Genomic DNA, 22,921 nt, shown 5'->3' with positions numbered 1-22,921 from the left:
GGACATAAAATGCAAAGACGAGACATGATCAAGGCTGCCATCTCCGGGTCTGCGGCCATCGGTGCCATGGCCGCAAGCGGAGCCGAGGCGGCTAAAAAACCGGCAATAGTCAATGACCGCACCTACATGGCCGGGCTCCTGCAAAAGATAGCCGAGCCGGTGTTGTCAAATATGGCGGCGGGGAACTTAAGGAAAAACTTCGCTCTGGAGGTTAGTCCGACCTGGGATGGACGCGATAAGAACGTGGCCTATATGGAAGCCTTTGCGCGCCTGATTGCGGGGGTGGCTCCGTGGCTGTCCCTGCCTGAAGACGATACCGCCGAAGGGCGCGTGCGTAAGCGGCTGGAGCAGCAGGCCCTGCAATCCTTTGTCCATTCGGTTGATCCCCAAAGCCCTGACTATCTGTTGTGGCGCGGCCACGGCCAGGCGCTGGTCGATTCGGCCTATTTCACCAACGCCCTGATGCGCGCGCCGAAACAGTTGTGGGAGCCGCTGGATGCCACCACCAAGGCGCGCATTGTCGAGGAGATCAAATCCTTACGTCGGGTCTCACCACCCTATACCAACTGGCTGTTGTTTGCGGCCATGAACGAGGCGTTTCTGCTGTCGATCGGTGAAGACTGGGACCCGATGCGCGTCGATCTGACCATCAAGAAAATGGAAGAATGGTATATCGGCGACGGCTGGGTCGCGGACGGGGTCAAGTTCCATTTCGACTATTACAATTCCTACGTCATCTACCCTATGCTGCTGGAAATCCTTGAGGTTCTGGTACGGTTCAAACCCAGCTTCAATAATCTCAGGCCGGAAATCGAACTGCCGAAGTGGCAAAAGCGCACCCAGAGATATTGTGAGCATCTGGAACGGTTTGTCTCACCTACCGGCACCTATCCGCCGATCGGGCGGTCCCTGACTTACCGAACCGCCACCTTTCAACCCCTGGCCCTGATGGCGTGGCGTAAGTCATTGCCTTCAAGCCTGCCGGAAGGTCAGGTGCGGGGCGCACTTACCGCGGTCCATCAGGCTGTGTTTGCCCAGGCCAGCAATTTCACCAAAGATGGCTATCTGACCATTGGTTTTGCCGGGCACCAGCCGGAACTGGGCGACTGGTATTCCAACAATGGCAGCATGTATATCACGTCCGAAGGCTTTCTGGCGCTGGGCCTGCCGGCTACGGATGCTTTCTGGACGGCACCGGCGCTGGACTGGACGCAAAAGAAAGCCTTTGCCGGGGCCAAGTTCGCCAAGGATTATGCGGTAGATTACTAACGGGTAAGTCATTGGGATAGCAGGTGGAATTTAAAAGAACTTGTTTTTTTAATTGCCGCCTGTATCACTATTGTGTACGGCTGTATCGTATTCGGGATGAATCGTCGTATGATTGTCCCGTCAGGCAGGAGTAGACTATGACCCAAGCGATGAAGACCGACCTGATGGCTGAGGTACTTGAACCCAAAATCGCAGAACCGGCAGAGGCGGGCGCCAAGGCCGGAGCTATGACCCTGATGAAGGGGTTGGACGTGCTGTCGCGCGTGGCTAAGGGCGACAATACGCTGGGCAAGATGTCGAAATCCCTGGGTCTTAATAAGACAACCGTTCATCGTCTGGCGACCACCCTGGTTGAGGCCAGTTTCTTGAGCTTCAGTCAGCGCGATGGCTATAGTCTGGGCACCAAACTGCTCGAACTGGGTTACGCTGCCCAACAGCAGATTACGCTGACCCGCGTCAGCCACGACTATCTGCGTCAGCTTTCGGCAGATACGGGCGACACGGTTAATCTGGGGGTGCTGGATCGCCATCAGGTTCATTATATTGATAAGATTCCCGGCACGCGCCGTATCGAGGTACGTTGCATTGTCGGTGAGCGCCAGCTTTTGCGCCATACCGGGCTGGGCAAAGCCTTGCTGATGGATGAAAGCGAAGACGTGTTGCGCGAAGTCTATCTGCGCGAAGCGGCTGAGACGCCGCGCTATCGTTATGATCTCAAAGGCTGGCTTGAGGTTATGAAGGACTACCGCCAGCGCGGTTACACCATGGATCTGGATGAAAACGAAGACCATGTCCGCTGTGTGGCCGCCCCGATTCGCGACATGAACAATGTTATCGTGGCCGCCATCAGCGTCTCATCGGCCGCCCAGTATATGGATGATGCCCGCATTGATACTTTAAGCCGTTATGTCCGCGATACGGCGACCGCGATCAGCCGTGAGTTTGGCTTCAAAGGGCAGATTTAAGCCGTTTGCGCCTTTAGCGGTGGTTTCAGCCGTTTTGCAGGCGCTTTTTCGTTCCGTATATCGGAATGGCGGTGGCGAATGTTGCCTTGGCGACACAAGCGGGCCCATAAAGATAAAATTTATTATACAATATCGTTCCTCTATATGTACTCACATATCGTTATGTGTTACGAAAATGCACGGTCGCACCTGACTATAATAATAGCGGCTGGCAGTACAGGTTAGGATCGGCCCTTAAAGGCCGTACACAGGGGACACGAGAAAGACCATGACACTCAGGGACTGTCCGTAGAGTAAGGCGTCACCGCATCGGCATGAGCCTTGGCTCTGTCGGCGCGCACAAGCAATAACCGTAATAATCATAAGGGAAGTCGAAGCGCCCGACCTGAACCTGCGCCCAAAGCGCTGAGTGAAGGCGTGCGCCGGTCAAGGAAGGTAAACACATGAAAAAACAACTGCTAATGACCACCATGCTGGCCATCGGGTTTAGCGGCACGGCGTGGGGGCAGGCGGCCACAACGCCACCGGAAGCCGCAACCGACGACGTGACCGAGGTCGTCGTCACCGGCTTTCGCTCATCGCTGCAAAAATCGATCAATCTGAAAAGAGAAGCCATTGTTGTGCGCGACTCGATTGTCGCCGAAGACATCGGAAAGTTTCCCGAGGCTAACGTCGCCGAAGCCTTGCAGCGCATACCGGGTGTCTATCTGAGCCGCGACGGCGCGTCCAACGAAGGTCAGCGCATTTCTATCCGGGGGCTGGGGTCGGAATATAACGTCACCATGCTCAATGGCGCGCCGGTGCGCACGACCTCATCATCGAATGTCGGCGGATCGTCGCGCGATTTCAACTATGATGTGTTTGCCTCCGAACTGTTTGGCCGGGTTGATTTCTATAAGACCCCGTTGGCCGAACTCGAAGAAGGCGGTATTGGCGGGGTCGTTGATCTGCAAACGCCGCGTCCGTTTGACGGGGCTGGCAAACGCAGTATCCGCTATGCGGTCATGGGGTCGTATAATACGGCGTCGGAGCACCTCGATCCCAATGCCTTTGTGCTCTATTCGAATACCTGGGGTAACTGGGGCTTGCTGATAGGTGCGGCCCATTCAACCAGCGTCAATATGAAGTCGGGCTTTGAAGCCACCGGCGGCTACAACAGCTCATATCTGGCCAATAACCCAAACAGCATCGGTAGTGGCCCGTTTGCGTTTGCGCTCGATTGGAACGATCCCCGCGCGGCGGCCATGTTGCCCAACCGCACCGCCATCGATAACGCCTATCTGCCGCGGTTCTATCGTTATTATGGGGCTGAAAATACCCGCGACCGTGATGGTCTGGTGACCTCGCTGCAATATAAGCGCGACCGTCTGGACCTGAGTGTCGATCTGTTGTTCTCCCATCTTCAGGACGAGCGCGACGAGTTCACCTTCGGTATGCCGATCCGCAATACCCGCACCACCAACACCGCCGCCCAGGCCGGCGCTTCGGGTCACAATGGTTTCGTGCCGATCGATGTGACGATTAACCCTGACGGTAACCTGCTGGAAGGCACATTTGGCAACACCTCGTATCTGGGCGAAAGCTATTTCTATAATGGCGAAACCAAGTTTGGTTATGCCTCTTTTAATGGCAAATATGAACTGACCGACAGTCTGACCCTGACGGGGCAGGTTTCGGCCTCGGAAAGTGCCGCCTACTACGACAATAAACGGATTGTCTCGAACCTGTACGGGGTGACGACGACCCTCGACTGGGGTGATGATCATGTCTATCCGGGGCTGGCGGCCACAGGGGTCGATTTCACCGACCCTAACCGTTATCAGGATTTTTCTACGGCCATTGACTGGAACCGCGAAGTCGACCGTGAGCGTACCGCCCGACTGGTCGCGGACTGGGATTATAATCTGATCGACGGCTGGACGGGACACTTGAAGGGCGGTCTGGTCTATGTCCGCACCACCAAGCAAAAGACCAAGCGTAACGGCACATCCTTTGCCACGGCGGCCCTGAATGCGGTCGGAACGGCGGGCCTGCGCGCGGCCATGCTGGATCATGTGCCGCTCGATAATCTGGTGATCGGAGGCAGTTTCCCGAACGCCTGGGCGACCTTCTCGCGCGATTTCGTCAACCAAACGGTTGATCCGATCGGCTCGGCCATGAAATCCCCCATCGATCTATCGACCAGCTTTACCGCCGAAGAGGAGGTCAAGAGCGTCTTCCTGCAATCGGATTTCATCGGTCTGGTGCTGGAGCGTCAGTTACGGGTCAATGCCGGCGTTCGCTATTCATCGACCGGCATGACTATCGAGAACTACAAAAAAACCGGCCAGAACAACAGCTACGAGCCCAATACCGAAGAAAACCGCTACAGCAATGCCAATCCGTCGGTCAGTTTTGCTTACGACCTGCGCGATGACCTGATCTGGCGCGGATCATGGGGCAAAACCATAACACGGGCGTCGTTGTCGCTGATCGCGGCGCAGACCGTTATCCCCAATATCTATAACACCTATGCGACATCAGGTAACCCCGACCTAAAACCGCAGATTTCGACCAACTGGGATACCGGACTTGAGTGGTATTTCGGCCGCGGCTCTCTGGTCAGCGCGGGTTACTTCAAAAAGAAACTGGTTGATACGACGGTGTCTCAGTCGACGATGGTGACATTCTCAAGCCTTGGCCTGCCGGATACGTCACTGGCCAATATCTTTTATGACACCAATGGCAAGGTCGATCCGAACCTGCAGATTCAACTGGCGACATACTACAATGCTGGGGAGATCGAGCTTGATGGCTATGAACTGGCCTATCAGCAGACCTTCAGCTTCCTGCCGTCGCCGTGGGATGGTCTGGGCGCTCTGGCCAGCTACACCCACGTCAATTCGTCGGGTTACGATTACAAGACGACCGATGGCCGCATACTTAACGTTAATACCATCCCGGAATATTCCTACAGCCTGACCGCCTATTACGAAAAAGGGCCGCTGGGGGTGCGCTTCTCCTATAACTACAAGGATAAGAACATCATCGAGACCTCGCCCAATGGCTCAGACCTGCAACGCTGGCACGCCGGCGCAGGCTATCTCGACGGCAATATCAGCTACAAGGTCACCGACAATATCGAGGTGCGGCTGGATGCGCTTAACCTGGGTGACACGCTGAGCTTCGACTATTTCGATGACGTCAGCGGCCGCTTTGGCGAAGGCCGCAAGTCGCGCATGGACTATGCCAAATATGATGGCCGCACCATCAAGTTCGGCATCCGCGGCAAGTTCTAACGCTTTGAGACCCCCACGGGAGGCTCCCCCTCTGAAGGGCCCGTGGTACCTGGTGTATGCTCTCTCCCTGACATGCACAGCTTTGCCGGTGGCGTTCGTCGTCACCGGCCTTTTTCCTGAAAAAAATCAACATGCTCTCATTCCTTTTGGCATTTGAGGTGGCGCCGGCGTTAACGCTCGATCAGTCGATCGATCTGGCGCGGTCAGCCATTGCGGCCTGCGCGGCAAAGGGGGCTCCGGTCAGCGCTGCCGTGGTCGATGCAACGGGCACACCCATAGTTATTCTGCGGGGCGATGGGGTGGTAAAACCGCCTGTAGCGGCCCCGCGCAAGGCGGCGACGGCGGTAAAATTTAACGCAGCCGGCTCGGAACTGGAGGCGCGCGAGGCCACCGATCCGGCGTTTGCCGCGATCATCAAAGCCAATCCAGAGCTTTACAATGCCCATGGCGGTTCGCTACCACTCTATATATCGGGACAACTGGCCGGAGGGTTGGCGGTCGCCGATACTGACCACGAAATTGCCGACGAATGTGCACGAACGGGACTTGCAAATTGGTCGGCCAATTAATTATAGTATAAATAAATTTAACCGGCTCAGGTGAGGATTAGAATGTTACTTCGTCAATTATGCACGGGCACCGCTATGGCGGCTGTTCTGGTCATGGGCACGGCCCCCACAGTCGTCGCCCAATCTGTACCCGCGGAGTGGGAACAACCTGATGTGGTGGCGGTGAACCGCGAGCCGATGAAGGCGACGTTCTTTAACTTTGAGAGCCGCGATCTGGCACTCAAAGGGGATAAGTCAGCGTCGCGTTATTTTCAGTCGCTGGACGGGACATGGGATTTCAAGTTCTCCAAAGGCGTAGAGGCGCGCCCGAAGGACCTGCCCACCGCCGATACGTCCGGCTGGGACAAGATTCAGGTGCCCGGCATGATCCAGGCGCAAGGTGAGGGCAAGTTTGGGACGCCGGAATTCTGGAACATCAAATATCCGTTCCCGGCCAATGAGCCCTATATCCCGCACGATCTGATCGAGGTCGGATCGTACAAGCGCAGCTTTGAAGTGGCCGCTGACTGGTCGGGTAAGGATGTCTTCCTGCATATCGGGGCGGCGGGGGCGGCCTATTACATCTGGGTCAACGGCGAAAAGGTCGGCTATTCCGAAGATTCGAAACTGCCATCGGAATTTAATCTGACGAAGTTTGTCAAACCTGGTGCGAACACCATAGCGATTGAAATCTATCGCTATGCCGATGGCTCCTACCTTGAGGATCAGGATTTCTGGCGGCTGTCGGGGATTGAGCGCTCGGTCTATCTCTATGCCGAGCCGAAGACCCGTTTGAGGGATTTCACAGTCACGGCGTCGCTCGATAAAAACTACACCGACGGCACATTTGCGCTGGAAGCCGAACTGGCGGGCACTAAGGGATCGGGCACCATCACCGCCACGGTCTATGACGGCGACACGCAGGTGCTGAAAACGTCGACTAAGGCTTCGACCACCAAGCCCGCCAAGCTGACGGGTACGATCAAGGGCGTTAAATCCTGGTCGGCGGAGACGCCCAACCTCTATCGCCTGGTGATTGAGTACACAGACGCCAAAGGTAATCTGATCTCGGCGACCTCGCGCAAGATCGGCTTCCGCACGGTCGAAATCCGCAATGGCGAAGTGCAGGTCAACGGCAAGCGCATCATGATCAAGGGCGTCAACCGCCATGAGCATGACCCGAAGACCTACCGTGTCATGAGCGAAGCCTCGATGCGCAAGGACATCGAGCTGATGAAAGCGGCCAATGTTAATGCCGTGCGCACCTCACACTATCCCAACGATCCGTTGTGGTACGATCTGGCGGACGAATACGGCCTCTATGTCTATGACGAAGCCAATATCGAATCTCACGAATATATGGATACGGCCGATAAACTCGGCAGCCCCAAGCGCGAAGACATACAGCTAGGTTTCAAGCCGCATTGGGAAGCGGCGCACCTTGATCGGGTGTCGCGCATGGTTGAGCGCGATAAGAACTCACCTTCGATCATCTTTTGGTCGCTGGGCAATGAGGCGGGTACCGGCCCGAACTTTGAAAACGCCGCCAAGTGGATACGCAAGAACGATCCAACCCGGCTGATTTCCTATCTGGGCCACGGTACGCTGGTAGAGCGTCATGCCCCCAATCCTTATGTCGATATCTATGCGCCGATGTATGATGATATCGAAAAAATGGTCGACTGGGCGCAAGACCCGACCCAAACCCAGCCGATGATCCAGTGCGAATATGCCCATGCCATGGGTAATTCGCTCGGTAACCTTGAGGACTACTGGCAAACCATCCGCGCCCACAAAAAGCTGCAGGGCGGGTTTGTGTGGGACTGGGTTGATCAGACCGTCCACGCCAAGGATGATAAGGGCCGCAAATATTGGGCATCAGGCTTTGATATCAATCCGGCGCGCGGCGATAATTCGGTGGTTGGTGACGGGGTGGTCAATGCTGACCGCGTGCCCGATCCGGAATATTATGAGTTACAAAAGGTCTATTCGCCGGTGGTGTTTGAGGGCGATCCGACGACGGGGCAGGTCAAGGTCGTCAATCGTTATGACTTTATGGATTTGAGCGGATTCGACTTTGAATGGGCGCTGACCAATAATGGCAATCTGGTCACGACCGGCACGTTTGAGGCCGCCGCGGTCAAGGCCGGAACCTCTCAGGCCGTGCCGATCAACCTGCCCATGCTGAAAGTCGCACCGGGTTCCGAGCAGATCGTGACCATCCGCGCCAAGGCTAAGCCCAATGCTATCAAGGGCGTTGCGGCGGGCACAGTGCTGGGTTTCACGCAATTCGTCACCCATAAATCAGACGCCGAACCCGTGGCGGTCGCTACCGTTAAACCGGTTAAGATCGGCGATGATATCAGCCTGAAATCGGCCGCGGCGACGCTTAAAGTCGATGGCAAGACCGGTTTGGTGACCTATAGCGCCGGCGGCAAGACTTTGCTTAAGGGCGGGGCGCCCAACTTCTGGCGCGGCCTGATCGACAATGATGAAGGGACGGGCGTTGAAAAATCACACCGCATCTGGAAAAATTTCACTGATAACCGTCAGGTGCGCGCGGTCGAGGTGACGGATGAGGCCGTGAAGGTGCTCTATAATTTCGGCACCGGTGCGGTCCATTGGGAAACCACCTATCAGATGCAGTCAGATGGCGCGGTCAAGGTCACCTCGACCTTTACGCCGCTGAGGGATGATCTGCCTGATCCGCTGCGGCTGGGCTTGAAATTTGACAGCGAACCATCCTTAAGTGATATCGAATGGTACGGGCGGGGGCCACAGGAATCCTATGTCGATCGGCAGACCGGCTATGCTATCGGACTCTATAAGGGTAAGGTCGCCGATCAGTACCACGACTATAGCCGTCCGCAGGAAAGCGGCAATAAGACCGATGTGCGCTGGCTGGCCCTAAGCGATGCAGCGGGTAAGGGCGTGCGCGTCACCGGCGATCAGCCGCTGTCGGTTAATGCCTTAGCGTTCCCGTACGAAGACCTGTACCTGCGCAACCCGCGCGGGACATGGAAATCGTCGGAAATCCACCCGCGCGGTAATGGCTCGCTCCTGATCGATCTGGCGCAAGCGGGGGTGGGTGGCGATACGGGCTGGTCATTGGATGGGCGGCCCTTAGCCAAGTACCGCATCAAGCTGGTGCCGCAGACCTATAGCTTTACCCTTAAGCCGCAATAAGGCTCAACCCGTCCGGTGGGGGTTCTCGAATATGGCCTCCACCGGCAGGTCAAACACGGCGGCGATCCGGTAGGCCAGATCGAGCGACGGGTCGTGCTTATCCGATTCGATGGCAATAACCGCCTGACGCGAGACCCCCAGTTTCCCGGCGAGGTCAGCCTGGGTCAGGCCAGCCTCGCTACGCAACGTTTTCAGATGGGTTTTCACGCTGTACGGACCTTGCTGTCGCGGACAAAGGGGGAAATGACGGCAAAGCTGATCCAGAAGATCATGTAGGTGTAATCCAGACCGCTACCCGGCATTTCAGTGTAGTTTTTAACAAACCCCCAGGCGGTGCTGATAAACAGGGTGATCCCGGTGGCGACGATAAATCGCCGGGTCATAATTGCCCGCATATACTCATCGCTGCGATCCATAAAGCGCAGAAAAACCAGTATGGTACCGCCGATCGGAATACTCGGCAAAAGGGCGATCGCATAGAGCAGGGGCGCTTGCGGCGCACCCAACGGGGTCATGCCGCGAAAATAGTAACCGGCGAAAAAGACGGCGGCGACATAGACCACCATCCATGCAGTAAAGCCTATGGTGTATTCGGTGATGGGTTTAAGCGTTTTCATGTGAGTGTGTCCTGTTGTGCGTCCGCGTTAGCAGAGTTAAAAAGACATCGGGCCGGATGTAAGGTAAGCTTAACATGCGATACATGTCAGGTCAACCTGACATGTAAGCTTTGCCTTACATTTTTTTTATGCGCTTATCCCTGGGGGCAGGTTTGCAATAGATGCCGTGCAGCAGGGTCAGGATCTCGGCCGCAATCTCATTATCGAGCCGGTAATAGATCGACTGAGCGTCCCGGCGCGTGGCGACCAGACCTTCGGTGCGCATCCGGGCCAGATGCTGGGAGGTCGCCGACTGAGCCAGACGGACATGTTCGGAGAGTTCACCCACCGAACATTCGCCTTCCAGCAAGCGACACAGGATCAAAAGCCTTTGGGTATTGGCCAGCATTTTCATCAACCGCGCCGCCGCATCGGCCCGGCTTTCGCGCTCTTGGGCGCTTAAGGGCAGTGTATCGGATGTGGGCGGGAGGGAGGAGGGCAAGAGGAGCATACTCACTGAGCAGGTGCCGACAAGCTTAAGTGGCAAAGCGCGGCAAAAACAATAGGATTCCCCCGTTTTTCTTCCCCGTTTCCTCCACCCCTGTTTGCCCACATGTGAAACCTATTCAAATTTCAGGGGGTAGCCTTTGCCAACCCAGTCCTGAATGCCGCCGCTCAGGTGTTTTTTGACCGCAAAGCCTTGATGCTGAAGGTATTCGAGTACGCGGGCCGAGCGGACACCCGCCGCGCAGTAAAAGACCATCTCGCGGCTATCTTCCGTCGGCAGGGCGGCCGGATCAAAGGCCGACAGCGGCAGGCTGACCGCACCGTCGATATAACCCATGGCCAGTTCATGTGGTTCACGAACATCAACCAGGATGATCTCATCTTTATCGAGGGCTGATTTCACATCGGCGGCGCTGAGGTCAATGATAGCCATGGTCTCTCCTGATTGGCCGTTCCGGGTCGCGTGGCCCAAGGTTTCGGCCCTGAATAGAGCATCAGGCGCGCGGGGTCTAGCGTGCGACATGCCGCCGCGTGGCAGAATGTGCAGGATACATTTCAATCCCACATAAATAATAAGGTCTTCTGTTTTCTCATACAGGAGATGTTTTATGAAAAATGCTTATGTATTCGGTCTGACCGGGGTTTTGCTGCTGTTGGCAGGAGCCTCGCAAGCTCAGGATTTTACCCCTAAATCCAAGGGGCAGTTCATTGTCACAACCCGCCTGACCACCGTGGCGCCCGACGAAAGTGGCGATATCAAAACCGCGGCAGGTGCTGACTCCGGCCTGGATGTTGAGGTCGGCAATTCAACCGTACCGACCCTGGGTTTCACCTATTTCTTTACCGATCACATTGCGGTTGAAGGGATTTTGGGCACTTCAAAGCACAAAATCAAGGCCGTGGGGGCGGGCACCGATGTGGCGGTTCATGAAACCTGGGTGCTGCCGCCGGTGGTGACAGTACAGTATCACTTTAACCCCAAGGGCCGCGTCAGCCCCTATGTTGGTGCCGGTGTGAATGCCATGATCTTTTACGAAGGCAAGGACAAAAACGGTTTTAAGGTCGATCTGGACAACGGGTTCGGCACGGCGGTACAGGCCGGTGTGGACGTCGCGTTAAAAGGCAAATGGGCATTGAATTTTGATGCCAAGAAGGTGTTTTTTGAAACCGACGCCGATATCAATTCTGGCGCGCTGAAATCCGGCGTGACCCTCGACCCTTGGGTCGTCTCCGTCGGGGCCGCTTACCGGTTTTGAACCTCTCTATCGAAGCCGCAGGCGGCAAGGGCTGGCTCCTTTCATGGGTTGTGGAGCCAGCCCTTTTATTTTTTCCGGTTAATGAGCGGCTTCATATTGCCCTCTTTTTTATTATTTCGCGGCTTCGTTATAGGGGCCGATCAGGGTGCCCACGAACCCGCCCGCCTTACGCGTGCTCAGGAATGTGGCGTCCAGACCCTTTCTGATCGTCACCCATTCCCCTTTTTTCAGGGCGTAGGCGAGGTCAAACGTGCCGCCATTGGCTGTGATTTTCAAATAAACCGGGCTTTTGGCCTTATGCGGTATCTGCGCCATAATCAGACGTTTACCCGCGACCGGATCATTGGCATTTTGGCGGATATTGAGCGCGATCACGGTCTGCCCGGCCATTTGGGTCAGGCCGAAGAACAGATAGGCGTCGTCGCTCTGGGTGGCCAAAAGGCCTGCCCGGTCGCCGTCCTTTTCCGGCATGTAGGTCACGGCGGTGGTGACAGTGGCGATGTGGTGCTGCTGGCGGCGGCCCAGGAATGACGGCGCGCCCTTTTTGTCGCCAATGGCCTCGGTCTGGGGCTTTAGGATTAGTTCGCCTTTGTCGAGGGTATAGAACTCGGTACGCGGGGTGCGGATACCGACCCAGGCCATCGACAGCGCGTCAAACTCATCCTTATAGCCAAAATCACCGTTCATTGGCACGGCGGGCTTTGGCCCCGCAGGCAGGTTCGGTTTGGCAGCGGTGAACGGGATGCGCTTGCCGCCCTCAAGGATCATCGGCCAGCCATTTTCCCATTTCACGGGCAGCAGGAACGTCTCACGACCTATATTATAGAGGTCGGGGCCGTAGGGGCGGGTGGCCAGAAAGGTCGCCCACCAGTCGCCGTTCTGGGTCTGCACCAGTTTGGCATGACCGGCGGAAGTAACCGGATTTGCGCGGGCCGGATCAAGCGTACGCTGGCTGAGGATCGGATTGCCCTCAAACGGTACGAACGGGCCGGTTATGGCCGGGGCGCGGAACACGACCTGAGAGTGCTGGTCGCCGGTGCCGCCTTCGGCCGCGGTCAGGTAGTAATAGCCATCTTTGTTGATCAGGTGCGGGCCTTCGATCCATGACGGCTTTTGAGTGATGTCGACCCCGCCATTGACGATCTGGGTGCGCGGGCCGACCATTTTCAGGGTCTTGGGATCAAATTCCTGCACCCAGATGGCGCGGTGGCCGTCATAGCGCGGCGGCTCATTCGGCGCGCCATTATTAACGATATAGGCCTTGCCGTCTTTGTCCCAGAATATCGACGGGTCGATGCCCTCGAATTCGAACCACACCGGCTCTGACCACGGCCCTTTGGGATCAGTGGCGGTTATGACGAAATTGCCACCGCAATCGACGCAGGTGTTGACGATGTAAAATGTGCCGTCATGGTGCGAAATATCCGGCGCAAACACCCCGCGCGAGGTCCCCAGATTATCGAAATTTAACTGGGATGGACGATTAATGGCATTGGCGATCTGCGTCCAGTTAACCAGATCTTTTGAGTGAAACACCGGCAGGCCCGGATAGTGCGCAAAGGATGAATTGACCAGATAATAGTCGTCACCCACCCGCGTGATGCTGGGGTCAGGATAATAACCGGACAGGATCGGGTTGATATATTCATTGACCGCCGGCTTGGCGATGGCGCTTTCCTGCCGGGTACCGGAATATTCAAAGAACGCAAAGCGGGCATCGCCCGCCAGTGCGGAGGTGGCACCACATAAAATAGCGACCGCCGACACGGTTAGGCTGCGCAGGTTTAACGTCATCATATTTCCTCACCTGTATTCGACTGTTATTTTAAGATTATAGCGCGGTTTTTACCTTTGTGGCGCGTTTTTGAACGATGTTGCCAAGGCTTCGCGCAGTAGTTTCGGCTTATAATCGACATCGTAAGGGGTTGAGCGTTGCAGGGTCTTATCGGCCCGCGGCGTCCAGCCTTGCAGCCAGGTGTATTTGTCGCACATGCCCCAGCATAGAAATTCCTTAAGCTGCTTGTAGTCGAGCATCATATCGAGATAGCGCGTGGCGGCCTTGGCAATAGCGGCGTCGCGCACCTTCGGATCGGTCGGCAGGTCTTTGTCGTTGACATCGAATTCGGTGATCAAAAGGTCATAATCCATGCCCACGATCTCATCAACAAAGGCTTTCCAGTCCTTGTCCTGCACCTGATCGATGTGGCCGTCATTGCCGATATGGCTCTGGATGCCCATGCCGTGCACGGTAATGTTCTGATCGCGGAGCCAGCGCAGCAGCTTCAACACCCCATTGCGGTGGGTTTCGTTGCCCTTTTCCCAGCTCATATAGTCATTATAGACCAGTTGGGCGTGGGGGGCGTGCTCCCTGGCCGCCTCAAAGGCGATGCGCAGAGCGTCCGGGCCCAGTATCTTCGTAAAGGGCGTTTCGCGGATTTCGCCGGTCTTGGGGTCGATGGTCTCATTGACCACATCCCAGGAATGGACGGAGGTGCCGTAGTGATCACAGACGGCTTTGATATAGTCGCGCAGGAAGCGTTCGGCCTCTTTCTTCGGGTTTGGCCCAAAATCATAGTCCTTAACCCACTGCGGCATAAACTCGACGCGGTTCCAGAACAGGGTATGGCCGCGCAACTTCATGCCGTTTTGTTTGGCAAAGGCCGCGATCCGGTCGCCGGGCTCGAAATTATATTTATCCGGCTGGGCGGCGATCACATAGATCTTGTGCTCGTTTTCCGGCACCAGAACCGCGCACTCGCGTTTGAGAATATCGAGGTATTTCTGATCGTAAAACGATCCCGTCAGGGCATTGGCGTTGCCAGCACCTACGGCGGAACCGAACAAAATGCCTTTGGCCTTGGCAAGCTCAGCCAGTGACGGGGTCGTTTGCGCCGACAGCGATGTCGGCAGGGCTGCGGCGGCGGTCATGAGACCAAGCGCGTGACGACGAGACATCGAGGACATCTGGCACTCCTTGAAACAGGTTACGATAAAAAGGGTGCACCAAACGCTGAGTTAGTGTTGACGCCCAGGCGATCAGCACGGATATGGCAAGCGCAGAGAGGCTTCCCAACAAGCATGGCTGATGTACCGTCATGACGGCCTTTAGAAATTCTCATGTTAGTATTCCCTGTCAAAAAATGGCTTGTTAGCGCTATCATTGAGGCTTTTTTTAAGTTAGGATATTTGCTATGTCAAGGTTGTGGCTCAGCTTTGAAATCTGAAAAAGTCGTGTAAATATAAAAGCTAATACTGTCAGGCAGAGGTATCTTCATATGAACTATACTGACATCATACAAATATACCAATTGTAATATAAAATCCCAAAAATGGGATGAATGGAAACTGTAGTCTGGGAAGTTGGAAAGTGTTTGAAAATGCTATGCCTCTGACCGTGGGGCGCATGAATGCGGCCCCCATTCCTCAACTTGTCATCTGTGGCGGTGCGTCGGGGTGGATGACGACACCTGTTTATGAGGGGTTCCAAATCGAGGGCGCGATCCGCAAATCGAGCGACGACATGCCGACCCATGAGGATTTCATCCGCGCCAACTGCGCGATGGAGGTGCCGGTTGAGGTGATGTCTCAACTGGCCTGAATTTAAGCTATCAACTTCAATAACTAAAAGGGAAGAAATAATGTCTAAGATTAGTATGTCACGCCGGCTTTTCGGGGCGTCCACCGTGGCGCTTATGGTGTCAGCGGCCACCCACGCTGCGGCGCAAAGTGGCGGCAAGGCCATCTACAGAGACCCCAAGGCCGCCGTTGATGCGCGCGTCAATGATCTGCTCGGGCGGATGACTCTGGAGGAAAAGGTCGGTCAGATGATGTGCATCTGGCAGGAAAAGGGCAAGATCCAGACCGACGCCGGTGAGTTTGATCCGAAAAAAGCGTCTGAGACCTTCCCCAATGGTATCGGCATGATCGCCCGCCCCAGCGACCGCGTTGGGGTGAAGCCCACCTCCGGCAATGCCGGGGCTGAGGCCGGGGTCGTCAACCGCAACCCGCTGGAAACGGCCAACTATTGTAATGCTGCCCAAAAATGGGCGATTGAAAAGACCCGTCTGGGTATCCCGCTGTTCCTGCACGAAGAAAGCCTGCACGGCTATGTGGCGCGGGAATCGACCTCATTTCCGCAGGCCATTGCGCTGGCGTCATCGTTCGATCCCGATCTGGCCCAAAAGATTTTCTCGGTCTGCGCCAAGGAAATGCGCGCACGCGGTACCAATCTGGCGCTGGCGCCGGTGGTCGATGTGGCGCGTGAGCCGCGCTGGGGCCGGATTGAGGAAACCTACGGCGAAGACCCTCATGTCTGCGGCGTGATGGGTAAGGCGGCTGTGCTGGGCTTTCAGGGCGACACCCTGCCGCTGGCTAAGGATAAGGTGTTTGCGACACTTAAGCACATGACGGGCCACGGTCAGCCGGAAAACGGCACCAATGTCGGGCCAGCCAATATTTCCGAACGTATCCTACGCGAAGACTTCTTCCCGCCGTTTGAAAAGATCGTCAAGGAAACCAATATCGCGGCGGTCATGCCGTCCTATAATGAAATCGACGGCGTACCGTCCCATGCCAATACCTGGTTGCTGGTCACCATCCTGCGCGGGGAGTGGGGCTTTAAGGGCGTGCTGGTGTCGGATTACTTCGCCATCCGCGAAATGGTCACCCGTCACAAGCTGGTCCCCAATGATGTCGAAGCCGCCTTTAAGGCCGTTAAAGCGGGCGTCGATATTGAAACGCCTGACACCCAGACCTATCCCAACGTCATTCAACTGGTGAAGGATGGCCGCATCTCGCAGGATGAGATTGATGTTATTGTCCGCCGCATCCTGACGCTCAAGTTCCAGGGCGGTCTGTTCGAAGCGCCTTATGTTGATGCCAAGCAAGCGGCCAAACTGACGGCGACGCCGGAAGCCATTGCGCTTGCCCGTGAAGCGGCGGTCAAGTCGGCGGTGCTGCTGAAAAACGATAAGGCCCTGCTGCCGCTCGATGCCAAAAAGGTGGGTAAGGTGCTGGTGCTCGGCACCCACGCCCGCGACACGCCGATCGGTGGCTATTCTGAAATCCCGCGTCATGTGGTGTCGGTACTGGAAGGCTTGCAGTCCGAAGGCAAGAAGCAGGGCTTTGAGGTCGCCTATTCTGAGGCCGTCCGCATTACGGAAAAGCGTGAGTGGTCTGCCGATGAGGTCAAGTTCATTGATCCCGCCGTCAATGCCAAGCTGATTGCCGAAGCGGTTGAGGCCGCCAAATCAGCCGACACCATCATCATGGTGCTGGGTGACAATGAGCAAACCTCACGCGAGGCCTGGGCCGACAACCATCTTGGGGACCGTTCCAGCCTCGATCTGATGGGGCAGCAAAACGATCTGGCCAAGGCGATCTTTGATCTGAATAAGCCCACCGTAGTTTTCCTGCTCAATGGCCGTCCGCTGTCGATCAATCTGCTGCAAGAGCGGGCTGACGCCATTATTGAGGGCTGGTATCTGGGTCAGGAAACCGGCCATGCCGCCGCTGATCTGTTGTTCGGACGCGCCAATCCGGGCGGCAAGCTGCCGGTCACCTTTGCGCGTCATGCCGGTCAGTTGCCGATCTACTACAACCATAAGCCGACCGCCCGCCGCGGTTTCCTGGATGACACCACAAAGCCGCTCTATCCGTTCGGTTTTGGCCTCAGCTATACGACGTTCGATATCTCCGAGCCGCGTCTGGCCAAATCAACGATTGCGGCGACCGATAGTGTGCGTGTCGAAATTGACGTCACCAATACCGGCAGCCGTAAGGGTGATGAGGTCGTACAACTCTATATCCGTGACGATTTCTCATCGATCACCCGTCCGGTGCTGGAGCTTAAGCACTTTAAACGCGTGACCTTGGAGCCCGGTGCCAAGACGACCGTCAGCTTTGAGATCACCACCCATGATCTTGAGTTCTACAACATGGAGATGAAGCGGGTGGTTGAGCCCGGCACCTTCACCATCATGGCCGGCCCCAACAGTGTCGACTTAAAGAAAACGACCCTGACGGTGGCTTAACCCTAGCGCTTGCGCAAGCGCCCGACCGGGCGTCGGCGATGGCTCAAAGCCCCCGCGGAGCCCATTCTTCGGGCGTGAGCGAAATAATTATGGGCGGGCGGGTTCTGTACAAACCCGTCCGCCTGCGCTTATCTGATGGGCGAAAGACTATTGGGGGAATTGCCATGATACAATTGAAACGACGCGGCTTGCTGGCGGGGCTTGTAACCGGCGGGGCGGCTATCGGCAGCACAGCGATGGCGCAATCGATAGCGACACCGCAAACCCACGTACCGCAACCGCCGGTAACGGATCTGACGGTGACCGAGCCTGCGCGCGCGCGGGTCGTCACGCCGGTATGTAAGCCCGTGACTGACTGGCCTAATCTCGGACGTTACCGTACCGCCAACATCGTAAGTAGCGCCATGCCTGCGGCTCAGCGGCGGGTTGTCTTTATGGGCGATTCCCTGACCGATAACTGGGCCGCGTTTGGTTATCAGCCTGAATTTTTCCTGCCCAACGGCTATGTCGGTCGCGGCATTGGCGGGCAAACAACGGCCCAGATGCTGGTGCGCTTCTGGCCAGATGTGGTCGCGCTTAAGCCCAAGGTCGTGCACATTCTGGCGGGCACTAACGATATCGCGGAAAATGACGGACTTTACGATCCGGCGGCCACAACCGGCAACATCAGCGCCATGTGTTCGATCGCCAAGGCCAATAACATCAAGGTCGTAATCGCCTCCGTCCTGCCCGCGACCGAGTTTCCGTGGCGAAAAGGGGGCGGCAATCCGACCGATAAAATCCTCAAACTCAATAGCTGGCTCAAAGATTATGCGGCCTCTCAGCGCGCTGTCTATGCCGATTACTGGCCGGTGCTGAATAATGGCCAAAATGGCTTTAAATCTGATCTGGCGCTGGACGGCGTGCATCCTAACCGGGCCGGATACCTGGCGATGGCGCCGGTGGCTATGGCGGCGATAAATAAGGCTTTGAAAAGCTGAGCCTGTGAGCGCAGCTAAAAAAATACAGGGAAGAGGTCATGAAAGCGGTCTTAATCGCGGTGGGATTACTGATGCTGCCGTGGGCGGCGCTGGCGTGTGAGACGCCGGTCAGTGTTTGTGAGCAGGGCGCAAAGGGCAGTTTCAATCTGATCCGCGGCGGACAACACATGACCGTCTATGTTGATTCCGGGGCTGATAGCGCGGTGCGTCGTGCAGCGGATGATTTCAGGGCTGACCTTGAGCGGGTTGGTGGCAAACCGGCGGCGTTGATTGGCGACATATCAACCGCTAACGCGCCAGTGGTGATCATCGGGGTGATCGGCCAAAGTCCTGTCATTGACAAGCTGGTTGCCGATAAGAAAATCAATGTTGATAAAGTGCGCGACCAGTGGGAAGCCTATACCCAAACCGTGGTTGATAATCCCATGCCGGGTGTCAAACAAGCGCTGGTGATCGCGGGATCTGACCGGCGCGGGGCGATCTTTGGCACCTATGATCTGTCGGCAAAAATCGGCGTGTCGCCGTGGTACTGGTGGGCCGATGTACCGGTTGTGCAAAAGACGGATGTCTATGTGACGGCGGGCGCGGTGCACGACCAACCCAAGGTCAAGTATCGCGGCTTTTTCATCAATGACGAAGAACCGGCCTTTGGCAACTGGGCGCGCGAAAAGTTCGGCGGCATTAATTCAAAGCTTTATGAGCATGTGTTTGAGCTGAACCTGCGGCTGAAAGGCAATTATCTGTGGCCGGCCATGTGGGGTAAGGCGTTTAACGACGACGACCCGCAAAACACGGTGCTGGCCGATGAGATGGGCGTGATCATTGGCACCTCTCACCATGAACCTATGGCCCGCGCCCACGACGAATGGCACCGCAATAAGGACAAGGGCGTCACCGGCGGCAAGTGGGATTACAACACTAATGCCGCCAACCTGCGCACGTTTTGGCGTGGGGGTATTGAACGTATTCAGAGGCCGGATGGGAGCCTGCGCGACAACATAATAACCTTGGGGATGCGCGGTGACGGCGACGAAGCCATGACCGAAGGCACGGCCACACAACTGCTGGAAACCATTGTCGCCGATCAGCGCAAAATCATTGCTGACGTTACCGGCAAACCGGCGTCTGAGACGCCGCAGGTCTGGGCGCTGTATAAGGAAGTGCAGGACTATTACGATCAGGGCATGACCGTGCCGGACGATGTCATCCTTCTGTTTGCCGATGATAACTGGGGGCAGATAAGGAGATTGCCGACCAAGGATAAAAACCGCACGGGTGGGTACGGCGTCTACTATCACTTCGATTATGTCGGCGGGCCGCGAAACTATAAATGGCTCAATACCAACCAGATCGAAAAGGTCTGGCAGCAGATGGATCTGGCCTATGCCTCAGGGGCCGATCAACTATGGATCGTCAATGTCGGTGATATCAAGCCGATGGAATATCCGCTGTCGTTCTTCATGGACATGGCCTGGAACCCCCAAGCCATGACACCTGAAGCGTTAAAGGCTTATCCCGAACGCTGGGCCGCCCAACAGTTTGGAAAGAAATATAGTGTACGTGTCGGTAAAATCCTGACCGAATACAGTCAGTACAATGCGCGTCGAAAACCGGAATTATTGAATGAAGCCACCTTCAATCTGGAAAACTACTACGAGTGGGGAAGCGTTACCGCGGAGTATTCTGGACTGATCAGCAATGTCTCAGATGTCGAAAAGGATATCAAAGCTATTTATGACGATGCCTTTTTTCAGTTAGTAAGGCACCCTGTATTAGCGGGCTTTAATATTTATCGGTTGTATGAAAGCGTAGCTCTAAACCGTTACTATGCAGGATTTAATGATCCTCTGGCCATAGAATTTGCGGAAGAAGCCAAGGCTGCTTTTGAAACCGACCAATGGATAAGTGATGCTTATCACAAGGTTGCCAACGGGAAATGGAACCACATGATGTCGCAAACGCGCATCGGTTACACGGGGTGGCAGCAACCAGAACAAAACGTAATGCCTAAAGTGGTTGATATTAATGCTAAAACGGCAACGGGAAGAGCCGCTGTTAGCCCTGCCGATGTCCTCCACGAGGGCTGGGGGCCTTTCCCTTATTCTGGTCAGCCATTTATAGAAGAAGATGGTTACGTCTCAATCGAGGCCGAGCATTTCGCCCGCAAAGTCGATGGAAAGGGCGTCAAATGGACGATCATTCCGCATCTTGGGCGCACTCTATCATCAGTGATCGCCATGCCTCAGAACGCGCCTTCGTCTGATCCGAAAACAGGGATGCGCCTCGAATACGATCTGACCCTGACTAAGGATGCCGATGCGCAATTTCATATCTATCTGGTGCCAACGCTGGATACAGGCGGGCAGGGCGGCCTGAAGTTCGGTATCTCCGTCGATGACGGGCCGGTTATGGTGCAAAGCTTTGACCTCATCCCCGATCAGCCGGACTGGAATAAGGCGGTGTCTGATAATGCCCATGTGGTCAAGGTGCCGCTTAGCGGGCTCAAGGTCGGGGCGCATACGCTGAAGTTCTGGCGGATAGATGGCAATGTCGTGCTGCAAAAGCTGGTGCTCGATACCGGTGGTTTGAAGCCGACTTATTTAGGACCGCCCGAAAGCCAAACGGCCAGATAACTTTCGGACATTTGCGGCGAACGGCGTTATATCCGCAATTAAGAACCTCTTGAGAAAGGTCAGCCATGCCAAGCCCGATCACATCCGATGACCACCCCTTGCGTCAGCCCCTAAGTGACCTGATGCACGAACGGGAAATCCCGGTCACGCGCGCGCCGGTCACGCTGCGGTCGTGGGTCTATCTGGTGCCGCCGTCGGCCCGCGCCGCTGAAACCGCATGGATTGACGCTCTTGATGCCGACGGTTCAGGGGCGGCGGAACGTTGGAGGTTGGTGGTTACAGATGATACCAGCGGGGCGATGTGGGAGCGCCACGGCGAGTTTTCGACCTGGCTGAAATTCAGCCATGACACACCCAAAGCCTATGGCCGTTCCAGTCTGGGCTTTGATGCCATTGCTGCGGCCGATTTCGCGTGGCTTGAGGGGGCGGCGGGGGAGGTGTTCCGCAGCGTCGAAATCGCGGTCCTGCCCCATGCCCCTAAGCCCGAACATCTTAACCAATTCATCGGCTTGCAGCAGGCCGTGTGCTGCGACGTGTTCGGTGGGGCGGCCCGCATCTGGAGCGATTTTCGGCTGCACCCCAAGGCAGGCGAACCAGGTGCCGGACGCATCTACGTGCAGGACAAGGGGCTGAAAAACGACGAACTGTCGCGCCTGCTGCAAACTCTTTTGGAGATAGGCAACTACCGTAAACTGGCGCTGCTGGGCTTTCCAGTGGCGCGGGCGCTGTTTGCCTGGCTGCCGGAAGCCGAGGCGCGGCTGGCGCGCATTACCGCCGATATGGCGGCTGACCAGCCCTCACGCGCCGATATTCTGGATCAGCTTCTGGCCCTGTCGGCGGAGGTTGAAACCCGCGTCAATGAGGTGCGCTTTCGGCAAGGGGCGACCGAAGCCTATTACCGCCTGACTATGGACCGGCTCGGTGCTTTGCGTGAACAGCGGGTAGAGGGCTTTTCGACCATGCAGGAATTTATCGAGCGCCGCCTGACGCCGGCCATGCGCACCTGTGAGGCGGCGTTCCGGCGGTTGGATGACTTATCCACGCGCATCGCCCGCGCCTCAGACCTTTTGCGCGCCAAGATCAGCATTGGCCTTGATTTGCAAAATCAGGATCTGCTCAAAAGCATGAACCTGCGCTCGGCTTTGCAGATCAAGATGCAGGGACTGGTCGAAGGCTTGTCAGTCTTTGCCGTCAGCTACTACATTTTCCATCTGGTCAAGTACCTGCTGGAGCCGGTAGTGGGGCATGGCCCGCAGGCGGCATGGCTGAATGCCGGGATCATTGTGGTCATTCTGGCGCTGGCCTGGGGCTTCATCTATCACAAAAAGAAGGCCATTTCGCACGATGACCTTTAAAAACCTGACGGCTTGAGGTAAGAGCGGCGCTTACTGTGAGATAACGGAGCCTTTTATGACCGACCTGAGCCTGAACGACGCGATCGAGAACATCTATGCCTCGCTGATCGCTGACAATGCGGGACTGGAAGAACATATCGTGGCGTTGAAGGCCGCTATGGCTCGCGAAGGCGTTAAGGAAGCGACCTTTGAACCCGTCCGTTTGGCGCAAAACAACCGTCAGGGCCGTAAGCTGATGCAGGCGTTCTTTAAAAAGCGCGGCGTTACGGTTGTGTTTGCGGCCTAAGCGCATCCCAAAAAGTGTAAGGCGGTTTTT

At 56.1% G+C, this 22,921-nt stretch carries 18 protein-coding genes; 12 read left to right on the top strand and 6 right to left on the bottom strand.

The window, feature by feature from the left end; translation table 11 throughout:
• The first annotated feature begins 24 nt into the window (after window positions 1-24).
• From OVA03_RS05455 to OVA03_RS05435, 5 genes are all read left to right on the top strand, one after another.
• Window positions 25-1,269, top strand: a complete 1,245-nt coding sequence (locus OVA03_RS05455) for a DUF2264 domain-containing protein (protein ID WP_267527143.1) — start codon at window positions 25-27, stop codon at window positions 1,267-1,269.
• 137 nt (window positions 1,270-1,406) lie between these two features.
• Complete coding sequence (locus OVA03_RS05450) at window positions 1,407-2,234, top strand: IclR family transcriptional regulator (RefSeq protein ID WP_420710480.1); 828 nt, start codon at window positions 1,407-1,409, stop codon at window positions 2,232-2,234.
• Window positions 2,235-2,677: 443 nt separating this feature from the next.
• Window positions 2,678-5,512, top strand: coding sequence for a TonB-dependent receptor (locus tag OVA03_RS05445; RefSeq protein WP_267527142.1), 2,835 nt, complete (start codon window positions 2,678-2,680; stop codon window positions 5,510-5,512).
• A gap of 131 nt (window positions 5,513-5,643) precedes the next feature.
• Window positions 5,644-6,081: a GlcG/HbpS family heme-binding protein gene (locus OVA03_RS05440; RefSeq protein ID WP_267527141.1), complete on the top strand. Its 438-nt coding sequence runs from the start codon at window positions 5,644-5,646 to the stop codon at window positions 6,079-6,081.
• Window positions 6,082-6,156: 75 nt separating this feature from the next.
• Window positions 6,157-9,246 carry a glycoside hydrolase family 2 TIM barrel-domain containing protein gene (locus OVA03_RS05435; protein ID WP_267527140.1) on the top strand — a complete coding sequence of 1,030 codons (3,090 nt, stop codon included), beginning with the start codon at window positions 6,157-6,159 and terminating at the stop codon, window positions 9,244-9,246.
• Between the two features lie 3 nt (window positions 9,247-9,249).
• Here OVA03_RS05435 and OVA03_RS05430 read toward each other — a convergent pair whose 3' ends face one another.
• The 4 genes from OVA03_RS05430 to OVA03_RS05415 all read right to left on the bottom strand — a co-directional run bounded on the left by OVA03_RS05430 (window position 9,250) and on the right by OVA03_RS05415 (window position 10,782).
• On the bottom strand, window positions 9,250-9,453 hold the full coding sequence (locus OVA03_RS05430; protein WP_267527139.1) for a helix-turn-helix transcriptional regulator: 204 nt from the start codon (window positions 9,451-9,453) through the stop codon (window positions 9,250-9,252).
• On the bottom strand, window positions 9,450-9,863 hold the full coding sequence (locus tag OVA03_RS05425; RefSeq protein ID WP_267527138.1) for a hypothetical protein: 414 nt from the start codon (window positions 9,861-9,863) through the stop codon (window positions 9,450-9,452). Before OVA03_RS05425 ends, OVA03_RS05430 begins: the two co-directional genes overlap by 4 nt.
• A gap of 115 nt (window positions 9,864-9,978) precedes the next feature.
• Window positions 9,979-10,344, bottom strand: a complete 366-nt coding sequence (locus OVA03_RS05420) for an ArsR/SmtB family transcription factor (protein ID WP_267527137.1) — start codon at window positions 10,342-10,344, stop codon at window positions 9,979-9,981.
• 120 nt (window positions 10,345-10,464) lie between these two features.
• Complete coding sequence (locus OVA03_RS05415) at window positions 10,465-10,782, bottom strand: rhodanese-like domain-containing protein (protein WP_267527136.1); 318 nt, start codon at window positions 10,780-10,782, stop codon at window positions 10,465-10,467.
• 175 nt (window positions 10,783-10,957) lie between these two features.
• Here OVA03_RS05415 and OVA03_RS05410 point away from each other — a divergent pair, with 175 nt between their 5' ends.
• Window positions 10,958-11,605 (top strand): OmpW/AlkL family protein, encoded by a 648-nt coding sequence (locus OVA03_RS05410; protein ID WP_267527135.1) that lies wholly within the window; start codon window positions 10,958-10,960, stop codon window positions 11,603-11,605.
• Window positions 11,606-11,716: 111 nt separating this feature from the next.
• Here OVA03_RS05410 and OVA03_RS05405 read toward each other — a convergent pair whose 3' ends face one another.
• Both OVA03_RS05405 and OVA03_RS05400 read right to left on the bottom strand, forming a co-directional pair.
• Entirely contained in the window at window positions 11,717-13,399 is a 1,683-nt protein-coding gene (locus OVA03_RS05405) for a glycoside hydrolase family 43 protein (RefSeq protein ID WP_420710499.1), read from the bottom strand.
• 51 nt (window positions 13,400-13,450) lie between these two features.
• Window positions 13,451-14,569, bottom strand: a complete 1,119-nt coding sequence (locus tag OVA03_RS05400) for an endo-1,4-beta-xylanase (RefSeq protein WP_267527133.1) — start codon at window positions 14,567-14,569, stop codon at window positions 13,451-13,453.
• Window positions 14,570-14,987: 418 nt separating this feature from the next.
• Between OVA03_RS05400 and OVA03_RS05395 the strand changes: the two genes are divergently transcribed.
• From OVA03_RS05395 to OVA03_RS05370, 6 genes are all read left to right on the top strand, one after another.
• On the top strand, window positions 14,988-15,203 hold the full coding sequence (locus OVA03_RS05395) for a hypothetical protein (RefSeq protein WP_267527132.1): 216 nt from the start codon (window positions 14,988-14,990) through the stop codon (window positions 15,201-15,203).
• Window positions 15,204-15,243: 40 nt separating this feature from the next.
• Window positions 15,244-17,637, top strand: coding sequence for a glycoside hydrolase family 3 N-terminal domain-containing protein (locus OVA03_RS05390; protein WP_267527131.1), 2,394 nt, complete (start codon window positions 15,244-15,246; stop codon window positions 17,635-17,637).
• A 164-nt stretch (window positions 17,638-17,801) separates the two neighbouring features.
• Window positions 17,802-18,617, top strand: a complete 816-nt coding sequence (locus tag OVA03_RS05385) for an SGNH/GDSL hydrolase family protein (RefSeq protein WP_267527130.1) — start codon at window positions 17,802-17,804, stop codon at window positions 18,615-18,617.
• A 38-nt stretch (window positions 18,618-18,655) separates the two neighbouring features.
• Window positions 18,656-21,250 carry a glycosyl hydrolase 115 family protein gene (locus OVA03_RS05380; protein ID WP_267527129.1) on the top strand — a complete coding sequence of 865 codons (2,595 nt, stop codon included), beginning with the start codon at window positions 18,656-18,658 and terminating at the stop codon, window positions 21,248-21,250.
• A gap of 65 nt (window positions 21,251-21,315) precedes the next feature.
• Entirely contained in the window at window positions 21,316-22,605 is a 1,290-nt protein-coding gene (locus OVA03_RS05375) for a DUF3422 domain-containing protein (RefSeq protein WP_267527128.1), read from the top strand.
• Window positions 22,606-22,660: 55 nt separating this feature from the next.
• Window positions 22,661-22,891 carry a hypothetical protein gene (locus OVA03_RS05370; RefSeq protein ID WP_267527127.1) on the top strand — a complete coding sequence of 77 codons (231 nt, stop codon included), beginning with the start codon at window positions 22,661-22,663 and terminating at the stop codon, window positions 22,889-22,891.
• Window positions 22,892-22,921: the final 30 nt, after the last annotated feature.

It is taken from the genome of Asticcacaulis sp. SL142 (assembly GCF_026625745.1).
Taxonomy (GTDB): Bacteria; Pseudomonadota; Alphaproteobacteria; order Caulobacterales; family Caulobacteraceae; genus Asticcacaulis.
This window is presented reverse-complemented; position numbering and strand designations above follow the sequence as displayed.